The organism is Synechococcus sp. CS-1332 (genome assembly GCF_025127995.1).
Lineage (GTDB): Bacteria > Cyanobacteriota > Cyanobacteriia > PCC-6307 > Cyanobiaceae > Cyanobium.
In genome coordinates this window covers 114,149-125,176 of record NZ_JAHLYP010000019.1, presented here as the reverse complement: position 1 = coordinate 125,176, position 11,028 = coordinate 114,149, and the positions used below count along the sequence as shown (strand labels likewise).

Sequence of the window (11,028 nt, the reverse complement as noted above, 5' to 3'; positions counted from 1 at the left end):
GGGGAGGAAGCGGTAGCGCATCGGAGAGGAGCGCCCTTATTGCGAACTGCTCGCAACCTAGACGCGCCGCCGCCCCTTTTGCAAGCGATTCTCAATAGCAGCTGGAGATTGCGAAGCGGCAGGCCGCTGGTCGGCTGGCCGTCCCTACCGTTGGCCTCTTGCCACCCGAGGCTTTCCGCCGTGATCCCCGAGGCCCAGTGGTTATTGGAGCGTGAGCGACGTAGTCGCCGGGAGGGCAGCGGTCTGAGCCAGGCGTCGCTGATCGGCTCCTGGCGACTGGAGAGGATCTGGAGCAAGGGGAGCCTGCGGCCAGCGGCGATCGGTGCGGCCCTGCTGCGGGGTCTGGCGGCCCGCCTGCAGCTGGCGCCGGACGAGGGAGGCACAGGGGCTGGGGGCTTGCAGCTGGTCAACAGCGTTCGCCTCGGCGCCCTGGAGCTTCGTTTTGAAGGGGTTGGCCAACTGCAGGGCCGCCGTCCCCTCCTGGTCTTCAGCTTCGATCGCTTGCTGCTGCTGCTGGGCGGGAGGGTGTTGGTCGAGCGCGCCCTGCCATCTCCTGACCCGTTGCGTCGGCCGTTCTTCGCCCTGATCGCTTCCCAGCGCCCAGTTCCTGGCGAACCTGCGCCATCGGCGGAGGTGTCCGTGGGCTGGCTGGCGGCCCGGGGCCGCGGTGGCGGCCTGGCCCTGTGGTGTCTCGAATGTGGCGAAGCCACAGAATGAAGCTAGGCTTAAAACAACTTGAGTAAAAGGTTGACGTCATGGCGGCACCGGCAACGGCCCTGCAGGAATGGTTGCTCCGTCACGCCCCCGACGGCAGCCCGGCGACCCTGCCGAGCAACATCCTGCGGGCCTTCGACGCAGACGACCTCAGCCTGCTGCCGGTGTTCGTGGCCCATGCTTGGCAGGAGCACCTCCGCTCCGAGGTGTCCCGCGGACTGAGGGAAGCTTCCGATGCCGAGCAGCAGCGGCTTGAAGCTGTCTTCCATGCCCAGATCGGCCTGGGTGACGAACACGATGGTGACCTGGCGCTGCAGCTGGGACGGGCGGTCGACCGACGCCTGGTCGCCTGCCACCGCTTTCTGCATCTCACGGCGCAACCGATGCCCGATGGACGGCGCTGGTTCCGGCTGGAGATCAGCCACAGCCCTGTCGCTCCCGGCGGCCTGCCGGAGACGGTTCAGATGAGTGCCGTCGAGTCCGAGTCCCAGGCCCGGGCGATCTGTGAGTCCATCCACGAGGTGCTGGCAACCCGTGGCTTCCAGGCCAGCGCCGAGCAGGGTCTGTTCCACCTGGAGGGGCCCCAGCTGGGGGCCCTGGTGGCGATCCTGAAGAGGCTGGCACTGCCGGAATCCGAAGCCTTGATGGCACTGGCGGCTTAGCGGCCACCCTGCACCGAGATGCGGTAGCTGACCCCCAGGGAGCCCGGGTCGTTGCCGGCGCCCACCTTGATGTTCATCTGGCTGGCCGCCTTGCCCGGAATGGCGGCGAAGGTGCCGAAGATCCGGCCCGTACCGATCGGCGGATTCATGGTTTGGGTCATCACCGGGAGGCTGCTCCCATCGGTGAACGGCATGAACCCCTCCACGGGTATTCGGCGTTGGTGTCGGAGGCGTTGGCGGTGAAGAAAAACTTGCAGCTGCTTCAGGGCTGGTCAACGATGAAATCGGTGTTCCAGTTGGTCCGGCTTCAGGGCTTGGCCGGTACCCCGGGCTGCTTCACCCGCTCGAGGTTGGAACCCAGGTCCGATTCGAGGAACTCCTTGACGACGTTGCCCATGCCGCTGAGCCCCTGCAGGGCCGACTGCAGCGCCGGCAGGTTGATCGCCAGATCATCGTTGGGATAGGCCCGCAGGAACCCCACCGCCGACAGCGTGCCTGAGCCGGTCTGAATTCCCAGAATCGTCGCTGAACGCAGGGCCACCATCCCCAGCTTCGGCGCTCTGAGGGGGTAGAGGATGGCGGACAGCCTCTGAAGGGCGTCTTCGCCGAAACGGGTGCTCAACAGCCGCGTGGTCAGCACCAGCGGCAACGTCACCCGGTGGTTCAGCAGCTTGGCGACGTCCGCGGGGTCCTGGCCGCCCAGACGCAGGGCATCCCCCAGCAGGCCCACGGCCTCCCCCGTACGGGCCAGCCGCTCCAGGTCGGCGACGGGGATCGAGCGGCGGAAGGCTCCGCTGACGAACACCACCTGCTCGGCCGCCCGGGCCGACGGGGCCGCCAGGGTCAGCAGGGCGGCGAGGCCGGCTCCGCCCCAGGCGCGGGTCGATGGCGGCAGGCAGGGCCGAGGCGACATCAGGGAAGGGCTGGAACCATGGGGGCCAAGTGTGGGTCAGACGGCGGGCCGTGACGGCTCAGGGGTTCCAACTCGGCAGCCGGCCGCTCACGTCGGTGAGCGACAGGACCCCATCCCCCCAGCCATCCGGGGGCAACAGGGCCGGGGCCCCAACGCCCGGGGCGACCCCTGGACCCGCAGCGAAGGCTCCGTTCACCCAGCCCAGCAGCAGACCCCGCAGGGGCCCTCCGCCCTGGTCGTAGGTGGAGCCCATGTTGAAGTGATCGCCGCCGCCCGCCAGTACGAGGCGATGCCCCTCCTTGGCCTGGCGGGCGATGCGGGCCATCGGTGCGATGGCCTCAGGGCCGGGGGGCACCACCCAGTCGCGGCTGCCGCTCACCAGCAGCACCCGACCCTGGAACACAGGGGAGGTCTCGGCATCGAACAGGAGCGCCATCGGCGGACTCACCGCCACCACGGCCTTCACCCGCGGGTCCGCCAGGGCCGCCTGGTCGATCGCGTCGAGGAAGCTGCACTGCAGTACCCAGCTGAGGTTGCGCTGGGGGTCCTGCAGATCGTTGCAGCGCTTCTTCAGTTGCTGGGAGCTGGGATGGGCGCCCGCCAGCTGGAGGGCGGTGGTGGCCCCCCAGGACTGGCCCACCACCACCACCGAACCGGTGTTCACACCGGGCGGCAGCCCCAGCTGCCCCGCCGCCGCCGCATCGATCAGGGCGGAGATGTCGAGGGGCCGCAGGCGCAGCTCCGCCGGGCCGGGCGGGGGCACCTTGCCGGAGAGCATGGCCTGCTGCTGGGTCCGATCACTGCCGGGATGGCGGGGCAGCAGCACGGTGTAGCCGTGGCTGGCCAGATGCCGGCCCCAGCCCTCGAAGCTCTCCGGCCCATCCCAGAGCCCGTGGGAGATCGCCACCAGCCGGCTGGAGGCCTGCTGGGACGGACGGATCACCACCACCTCCAGGGGCAGGGGCCGGTAGGTCACCGGCAGGTTCAGGGTGTCCCGCCGCACGGCAAGCGCACCCGGTCCGGCCAGGGCAGGATCCACTGTCGCCGGGGTCTCCCCTTCCAGCAGCTGGGCGGCGGCCCGCAGCTGAGCGTTCATCCGCTGGAGCAGGAACACGCCCTTGCCGACATCCACGGTGGCTGTGTGGCCAGGGATGGCCTGGAGCACCCCCAGCATCGTCAGGGCCCCCCGGCCTGCGGCCCGGTCGAGGACCTGCAGCAGGGTGTCACTGGAGACTTCGGCCGGTAGCCCGTCGACGCCCCCGAGGGAGGAGAGCAGCAGCAGCGCCTGCTGGGCCAGGGGTGAGGGGACCACCTGGCGGGCCACATCCAGGGCCTCCAGGGGCAGGGGGGTGTTGAACAGTTCCACCATCCGTTGCCCGATGGCACCCTGGGTGGCCTGGTCGAGCTCGGCCAGGTCGCTGTCACCGGCCAGCAGGCTGCGGGGATCGCGCAGTTCGGCCAGCCGGATGGTGAAGCTGGTGTCCAGCAGCGGCAACTTCAGCTCGATCTGCTCGAGCGCCAGCGCCGGAAGGGGAACGGCGATGGCGGCGGCCAGGGCGAGGGTCACCGGGATCCGGGACGGAGATGTTCGCGTCAAGAGAGCAACCCCGCTGTCGGGGGCGCATCCTGGCAGAAACGAACGGCCCCGGCCCGCCCCATCGGCCTCATGCCACGTCGTCGTGGGCGAAGCGGTTGTAGAGGAAGTCCAGGGCTGTGTTGCGCAGCTCGTAGTACTTCGGATCCTCCATGATGTCCTCCCGGTTGCGGGGCCGGGGGAAGTCGATGGTCATGACCTCGCCGATCGAGGCGGCCGGACCGTTGGTCATCATCACCAGCCGATCAGCGAGGAACAGGGCCTCGTCGATGTCGTGGGTGATCATCAGCACGGTGCATTTCTGGGTGTTCCAGATCTGCAGCAGCTCCTCCTGGAGCTCCTCCTTGGTGATCGCGTCGAGGGCCCCGAAGGGCTCGTCGAGGATCAGCACCTCCGGGCGGATGGCCAGGGCCCGGGCGATCGCCACCCGCTGCTTCATGCCACCCGAGAGCTGGGGAATGCGCTTGTCCATGGCCTTCTCCAGGCCCACCATCGCCAGATGCTCCACGGCGATCTCGCGCTTTTCGCGGCTGGAGAGGTCGGGCTTCACCTCGTCGATCGCCAGGTACACGTTCTCGTAGGCCGTCATCCAGGGCAGCAGGGCGTACCCCTGGAACACGACCATCCGATCGGGGCCGGGTTTTTCGATCGGTGTGCCGTTGAGCAACACCTGGCCGGAGCTGGGCCTGGCGAAACCGGAGACCATGTTCAGCAAGGTGGACTTGCCGCAGCCGGAATGGCCGATGACGCAGATGAATTCCCCCTGCTCGACCTGCAGGTTGACGTTCTCCAGCACCGGATAGGGGCCGGTGGGGGTGGGGTAGACCTTGCCCAGGGCTTCGAAGCGCAGCAGGGGCTGGGGGGCAGTGGTGATCATGGGGAAGAGGGGCAACGGAGGAGGGATCAGGCGGTGATGGCACGGGGCTGGCCGATGGGGATTTCGGCGATGCTGAAATCACGGTGCAGGGAGACCTCGTTGAGGTAGCCGATCGGGTCCTCGGGGTTGAAGGGGCGGCCGTCGAACAGTTCGATGCCGCTGCGCTGATAGCTCACGTCCTCCAGGCCCAGCTCCCGGGCGGCGGTGCTGAACACCCCCACGCTGCAGACCCGCTCGAGGATCTCCACGTAGTTGCGTGGGAAGGGGATCTCGGCCCAGCGGGCCAGCTGGGTGAGGATCCAGAGGTGCTCGCTGCGGCTGGGCCGGTTCAACCCCGCTCCGAAGAACAGGTGGTGCGGTTCGCCATGGGGGGCGAAGGAGCCGGAATCGCCCGGCTGGCCGCTGAAGCGGATCAGGTCGGCCTTGATCCCCAGGTAGCGCCGATCGCTGAGCAGCTCGCCCATCTCCTGCCAATGGGCAGGGTCGGCGCAATAGCGGCAGGCCTCCAGCAGCGCCTTGGTGAGGGCGATGTGGGTGTTGGGATAGGCCTGGGCCCAGTCTTCGCGGGCCCCGAGCACCTTGCCGGGATGGCCCGACCAGATCTCCAGATCCCCCACGATCGGGACGCCGTGACCGCTGCTGGCGGCCCGGAAGTTCCAGGGTTCGCCGATGCAGTAGCCGTCGATGGAGCCGTCCTTGAGGTCGGCGAGCATCTGGGCCGGCGGCAGGGTCTGCAGGTGCACGTCCTTGTCCGGATCGATGCCGTTGGCCGCCAGCCAGTAGCGCAGCAGCAGGTTGTGCATCGAAGCGGGGTGGACGATGCCGATCCGGTGCGGCTCCCGTTCATGGCTGCTCAGCCAGGCGCGGTAGTCCTCCACGGTGCTGACGCCCTGCTCCGCCAACCGTTTGGCGAGGGTCACCTCATTGCCGTTACGGCTGATGGTGAGGGCGGACACGATCGGAAGGGGCGGGCCACCATGGCCACCGGCCGTCATCCAGGTAGGCATCCCCGAGGGCATCATCGCGGCGTCGAGAGTGTTGTCGACCAGGCCGTCGACCACGCCGCGCCAGCTGGTCTCCCGCACCAGATGCACGTCGTCGAGGCCGTGCTTGGTGAAGAATCCCTTGGCCTCGGCCACCGCCATCGGCGCGCAGGCGGCCAGGGGGATGAAGCCCAGGTCGAGATTCACCTTCTCCAGACCGTGGCGGGCCAGCACCTTGTGGGGGCGCGCCTGCCACTGCTTCACCCGCTTCTGACGGTTGAGGAAGTAGATGATCTCCGAGCGCAGGCTGTAGTAGCTGGGGTGGTGCACCACCGTGAGCCTTTCGCGGGGCCTGGGGATGTCCACCTCGAGGATGCCGCCGATCTTCGAACCCGGTCCGTTGGTGAGCATCACGATCCGGTCGGAAAGCAGCACCGCCTCATCCACGTCGTGGGTGACCATCACGGCGGTGAGCTCATGCTCGTTGCAGATCTGCATCAGCTTCTCCTGCAGATTCCCCCGGGTGAGGGCATCGAGGGCACCGAACGGTTCATCGAGCAGGAGCAGCTTGGGCTTGATCGCCAGGGCGCGGGCGATGGACACCCGTTGGCGCATGCCCCCCGAGAGCTGGGCGGGGAGCTTGCTGGCGGCAGGGGTCAGCCCCACCATCTCCAGGTGTTCCTCGATCACGGCATCCCGTTGGGCCTTCTCCAGGTCGGGCATCACTTCGTCGACGGCGAGGGCGATGTTCTGGCGCACGGTGAGCCAGGGCAACAGCGAATAGTTCTGGAACACGACCATCTTGTCGGGGCCGGGGCGTTTCACCGTTTCCCCCTCGAGAAGCACGGTGCCGGCGGTGGGGAGATCCAGCCCGGCGATCATGTTGAGCAGGGTGGACTTGCCGCAGCCGGAATGGCCGATCAGGGAGATGAACTCCCCTTTTCGGATCTCCAGATCGATCCCCTTGAGGGCAAGGTACTGGCCACCACCACTGAGGGGAAAGACCTTTTCGATGTTCTGGACATCAACGAGTACTGACATGGGGAATCACGAGTGGGAGAGATAGAGAACACTGAAGGCCAGAACCATGGCGGTCATGAGCAGGAACCGCGCCAACAGGAAACGGAGCACGTTGCGCTTGTTTCCTATCCAGGCTTCGAGCCATTGCAAAGATCTGATCGAAGGCGGAGCATGCATATGGGTGTTCTGCCTCACTGACCTGGGGAGATGCGCGACTGGATCCAGGCCATCAGGCGATCCAGCAGCAGGCCGATGCCACCAATCCAGAGCACGGCAAGAAGGATGTCGCTGACGTAGTTCTGCTGATAGGCATCCCAGATGAAAAAGCCGATGCCAACGATGCCGCTCATCACGATTTCGGCGGCGATGATGGCCAGCCAGGCCAGGCCGATGGAGATGCGCAGACCGGTGAAGATGTAGGGAAGTGCCGAAGGAATCAGCACCTTGGTGAAGAAGGTCTTCTTTGACATCTGCAGCACCAGGGCCACGTTGTGATAATCCTGGGGAATCTGTCGCACTCCTTCAGCGGTATTGATCAGGATCGGCCACACCGCCGTAATGAAGATCACGAAGATGGCGGCCGGCTGGTTCTTCTGGAAGATCACCAGGGCGATCGGCACCCAGGCCAGGGGCGCCACCATGCGCAGGAACTGGAACAGCGGATCAAAGGCCCGGTTCAGGGTCTTGTTGAGGCCCACGGCGATGCCGGCACCGATCCCCACGACGGCGGCGAGGAAGTAACCCTGGGCGACCCGGCCCAGGCTCGCCATCGTCTGCCAGAAGAGACCCTTGTCGAGGCCACCCCTGTCATAGAAGGGATAAAGAAGCAGGTCACGGGTGCGCTCTTCAGTGAAGAGGCTCAGTGGGCCAGGAAGCCGGGTGAGGCTCAGACTGGCACTCAGTTGCCAGGCCAGCAGAAAGCCGAAGATGCCCAGAAGCGGGGGAACGATGACCTTGCTGTGGCGTTTCCACCAGAGCAGGGGGCCGGATGGCGAGGAGGTTGGTGCTTGAGGTGTGATCGTCATGGAAGGAGTGGGTACGGGAAGGAGGGGGGAACTCGGCGGGTTGCGCTTCAGCGCTTGATCTTGAGGCTGTTGAGATAGCTCTGGGGATTCTCCGGATCGAAAACGATGCCGTCGAAGAAGGTCTCCTTGCCGCGGGAAGAACCGGTGGGAATGTCCTTGGCGGGCAGCCCCAGTTCGGTGGCGGCCTGACGCCAGATGTCCTCCCGGTTCACCTTGTCGACCAGGGCCCTGGCCTGCTCGATCGTGGTGAGCTTGCCTGGGTGCATGTTCCAGCGCAGGGATTCCACCAGGAACCACAGACTCAGGCTCTTGTAGGGATAGGAAATAACGCCCCGATCACTCATCCAGTAGATCGGACCCATCGTGGGATCGTTCATCGCTTTCCTGTCGGCACCCAGCAGGTACTCGCCCTTGAGGGCGGGCTCCAGCACGTCCACGGGAGTGTTGAAGTAGGCCCTCGAGCTGATCAGCTTCGCCACTTCGCTGCGGTTCTCGGCCTTGTCGGCCCATTGCTGGGCCTCGATCAGGCCCTTCACCAGCGCCACCGCCGCCTTGGGGTGCTTGTCGACCCAGTCGGAGCGCACCGCCAGGAACTCCTCGGGGTGGGCCGGCCACATCTGGGCGGTGAGGGCGGCCAGGTAGCCGATGTCATCGGAGACGATCCGGAACGGCCAGGGATCCCCGGTGCTGAAGGCTTCCATGGTGCCGTTGCGCATGCCTTGCAGCGTTTCGGTGGAGGGGACGGTCAGCAGCTCGATGTCCTTGTCAGGATCGACGCCACCGGCGGCCAGCCAGTAGCGGATCCAGAGGTCCTGATTGGCGTTGGGGAAGGTGTAGGAGGCCCGGAACTTGCGGCCCTGCTTTTCAGGAAAACGCTTGAAGACGTCCACGCTCCCGGACAGATCGAGGCCGAGATTCTCGGCCTTGAGGCTGTTGGAGACCGCAATGCCGTTGGCCTGGCTGATCAGCTGGGCCAACACCACCATGGGCACCTTCTTGCCGTCGGTGATGATCCCCTCGGTGATCAGATGGGGCATCGGCTGCTGCCACTGGCCACCATCGATGCCGCCGCCGGCGGAGCCGAGCACCACATTGTCGCGGGCCGCCGGCCAGCTGGCCTGCTTGGCCAGCTCCACCTTGAGGCCATGCCTGGCGAAGAAGCCCTTCTGGACGCCCACCACGAGGGGGGCGGCTTCGAGGATGGGGATGTAGCCCAGCTTGATCGTGGTGGTTTCCAGCTTGGCGGCGGCGGCTGGCTCAGGCTTCGGGATGGTTGCACTGGACCCGCTGCGATCGGGTGGATTGCCGAGGCATCCGGAGAGCAGCAGGGAGGAGCCGAAGGCGGCACCGAACAGGGTGATGAAACGACGGCGGCTGGTCATGTGTTCTGGCTTGAACGAGGGAGAAGGAATGGGAAGGCACAGAAAGAAATTGGGCCAGGTGAATCCACGGCAAAATGGAGGAATCTGTGATTACAAAAACCTATTTAGACTGGCGATGATAGAGACTCTATGGAGCTTCAAATGAGGTTCTAACTTGAGCATTCAGATGGTCCGCAGTTCTCCGAACTTGGGGTCCGGCAACATTAGTAGCTGGATTGGAATGCTGGGTATTGATTCAAAGCAGGCTTGCCAATGCTGAGGATTATCAGGCCTTATCAATCCTGCGGCTGAGTGCTGGAGCGACTGGTTCTCAAGGCATTACGGCTCTGGACAGGGCAGATTGCTGCGCCCAGTTGTTTCGAAATGTCTCTGCAGATGAGCCTCTGGTTGCCGGTCAAATCCTCGGAATGGCACCTCTGCGCTGATTCCTGGGCCGGGGTTGCCGCCGGCAAAGGTTGGCGGCAGCCAGACACTCACCAGCATCAGCAGAGCCATCGTCCAAAAAAACAGGCCGGCCGCCAGAATCTGTGGCGCTTCTGTTTCCAGAGCGCCATGGACGATCGTCTCACGCAGCAGCGACACGATGGCATTCCCAACCGCCACACCGATCGAGTCCCGTTGTTCCTGAAGGTCGATGCTCAGCAGACGGAACAGCTCTACCAGGATCAGGCCGAAGTGGATGTCGGCGATGACTTCATGAACCTCCCACGTTGGCCAATAGGTGGATGATGTTCGCCTCAGCTGAAGCACCCTCACCCTGAACGGGACCCGTCAGAGGCAGATGGTGATCAGGAGCTGATTGGTCTCAAGGGACTGGAGGACCTGGATGCGGCGTCACTGCTGACGCCAGGGAATGGGGTCAAGGCGTACGGAATCCGGCGTTCTGGTGCGCTGGTGATTCATGGCGAAGGGTTCTCGGGAAAGGCAGGGATTCCACGGGAAGGCGACCGGCGCCGTGGGGTACCAACAGATCGGCCTCGCTGACTTTGACGACAAGCCCTTGACTGCGGAAACGGGTCAGGGATTTGGTGACGGTCACCCTTGTCATGCCGGCGATGTCGGCCAGCTGGCGGTGGGTCAGGTTCATGTCCTCCAGGGAGAGGGTGGTTCCGCTGCTGCTGATCCTGCCGAACCGAGCGCCGATCCAGTACAGCAAGCGCAGCAGCCGGGCATCGGCGGGCCTGACCCGATGGATCTGTAACAGATGGGCAGTCTGGGTATGAAGGTCACGCAGAAATCCCAGAATCTCACTCTCAGTCGGTTCGCACTCCACCACCACCACCACCCTGGTGAGACAGATCAGTTCGTACGGCATGACCCCGGATCCGGTGGGTGTGATCAGCTCCCCAGGTCCCCAGATACCCAGGGTGATGGATTCTCCCTCCTCGTTCCAGGTGTTGGCACGGACGTAGCCATCGTCGATCCAGCAGCTCATGTCTGCCGGCAGATGATCATCGACGCGGAGGGTGAGGCGCACCGGTCGAACGGGCATGGCGATGGTCATGACACAGCGGATGGGATGGCACGAATGGTGGTAATGGGCGCCCAGATCTCCAGGGGGGAGGCTCGTCTTGGAGTCCGGGAACGTTAGTGACCAGACTCTGTCGTTGGGTGTGACGCCAGCGCAGGATTGCCAATCCGGTTGATAAGCCCCGGTGATCGGAACCTCACCGAGTTCCTGGGATGGCCAAAACCCCACGCAAGACACCCCAGGACGCCACGCCCTGGGGTGATCTTCGCCGTGTCAGTCGGTTGCCGCTACCTGGGCAGGTGGGCGGTTGCCATCATCAAACGGATCAAACGTCTAGGGAGAACATCCTCGTGGAATCCCGATCCGGTGGGGCCAACGCTTGGCTCC

11 protein-coding genes are annotated in these 11,028 nt (G+C 65.2%); 2 read left to right on the top strand and 9 right to left on the bottom strand.

What is annotated here, in order from left to right; all coding sequences use genetic code 11:
* The first annotated feature begins 180 nt into the window (after positions 1-180).
* Both KQ305_RS04260 and KQ305_RS04255 read left to right on the top strand, forming a co-directional pair.
* Positions 181-717 carry a hypothetical protein gene (locus KQ305_RS04260; protein ID WP_259724186.1) on the top strand — a complete coding sequence of 179 codons (537 nt, stop codon included), beginning with the start codon at positions 181-183 and terminating at the stop codon, positions 715-717.
* Between the two features lie 38 nt (positions 718-755).
* Positions 756-1,376 (top strand): hypothetical protein, encoded by a 621-nt coding sequence (locus tag KQ305_RS04255; protein ID WP_259724185.1) that lies wholly within the window; start codon positions 756-758, stop codon positions 1,374-1,376.
* Here the strand turns inward: KQ305_RS04255 and KQ305_RS04250 are convergent.
* From KQ305_RS04250 to KQ305_RS04210, 9 genes are all read right to left on the bottom strand, one after another.
* Positions 1,373-1,537: a hypothetical protein gene (locus KQ305_RS04250; RefSeq protein ID WP_259724184.1), complete on the bottom strand. Its 165-nt coding sequence runs from the start codon at positions 1,535-1,537 to the stop codon at positions 1,373-1,375. The genes KQ305_RS04255 and KQ305_RS04250 overlap by 4 nt on opposite strands.
* Before the next feature lie 146 nt (positions 1,538-1,683).
* Entirely contained in the window at positions 1,684-2,289 is a 606-nt protein-coding gene (locus KQ305_RS04245; protein WP_259724183.1) for an alpha/beta hydrolase, read from the bottom strand.
* A 58-nt stretch (positions 2,290-2,347) separates the two neighbouring features.
* A complete protein-coding gene (locus tag KQ305_RS04240; protein WP_259724182.1) occupies positions 2,348-3,856 on the bottom strand; it encodes a dienelactone hydrolase in 1,509 nt (502 codons plus the stop codon).
* 97 nt (positions 3,857-3,953) lie between these two features.
* Positions 3,954-4,760, bottom strand: coding sequence for a nitrate ABC transporter ATP-binding protein (locus tag KQ305_RS04235; RefSeq protein ID WP_259724181.1), 807 nt, complete (start codon positions 4,758-4,760; stop codon positions 3,954-3,956).
* A 26-nt stretch (positions 4,761-4,786) separates the two neighbouring features.
* Complete coding sequence (locus KQ305_RS04230; RefSeq protein ID WP_259724180.1) at positions 4,787-6,784, bottom strand: nitrate ABC transporter ATP-binding protein; 1,998 nt, start codon at positions 6,782-6,784, stop codon at positions 4,787-4,789.
* A gap of 170 nt (positions 6,785-6,954) precedes the next feature.
* Positions 6,955-7,788 (bottom strand): nitrate ABC transporter permease, encoded by an 834-nt coding sequence (gene ntrB / locus KQ305_RS04225; RefSeq protein WP_259724179.1) that lies wholly within the window; start codon positions 7,786-7,788, stop codon positions 6,955-6,957.
* A gap of 47 nt (positions 7,789-7,835) precedes the next feature.
* A complete protein-coding gene (locus KQ305_RS04220; protein WP_259724178.1) occupies positions 7,836-9,170 on the bottom strand; it encodes a CmpA/NrtA family ABC transporter substrate-binding protein in 1,335 nt (444 codons plus the stop codon).
* 318 nt (positions 9,171-9,488) lie between these two features.
* Complete coding sequence (locus KQ305_RS04215; protein WP_259724177.1) at positions 9,489-9,926, bottom strand: phosphate-starvation-inducible PsiE family protein; 438 nt, start codon at positions 9,924-9,926, stop codon at positions 9,489-9,491.
* 103 nt (positions 9,927-10,029) lie between these two features.
* Positions 10,030-10,674, bottom strand: coding sequence for a Crp/Fnr family transcriptional regulator (locus KQ305_RS04210; RefSeq protein ID WP_259724176.1), 645 nt, complete (start codon positions 10,672-10,674; stop codon positions 10,030-10,032).
* Between the last annotated feature and the right edge of the window lie 354 nt (positions 10,675-11,028).

Excerpts from the sequence above, each read along its gene's own strand:
- KQ305_RS04250 (WP_259724184.1), bottom strand. The coding sequence starts at position 1,537 with ATGACCCAAACCATGAATCCGCCGATCGGTACGGGCCGGATCTTCGGC.
- KQ305_RS04255 (WP_259724185.1), top strand. The coding sequence starts at position 756 with ATGGCGGCACCGGCAACGGCCCTGCAGGAATGGTTGCTCCGTCACGCC.
- KQ305_RS04220 (WP_259724178.1), bottom strand. The coding sequence starts at position 9,170 with ATGACCAGCCGCCGTCGTTTCATCACCCTGTTCGGTGCCGCCTTCGGC.
- KQ305_RS04210 (WP_259724176.1), bottom strand. The coding sequence starts at position 10,674 with ATGACCATCGCCATGCCCGTTCGACCGGTGCGCCTCACCCTCCGCGTC.
- KQ305_RS04235 (WP_259724181.1), bottom strand. The coding sequence starts at position 4,760 with ATGATCACCACTGCCCCCCAGCCCCTGCTGCGCTTCGAAGCCCTGGGC.
- KQ305_RS04245 (WP_259724183.1), bottom strand. The coding sequence starts at position 2,289 with ATGTCGCCTCGGCCCTGCCTGCCGCCATCGACCCGCGCCTGGGGCGGA.
- ntrB (WP_259724179.1), bottom strand. The coding sequence starts at position 7,788 with ATGACGATCACACCTCAAGCACCAACCTCCTCGCCATCCGGCCCCCTG.
- KQ305_RS04230 (WP_259724180.1), bottom strand. The coding sequence starts at position 6,784 with ATGTCAGTACTCGTTGATGTCCAGAACATCGAAAAGGTCTTTCCCCTC.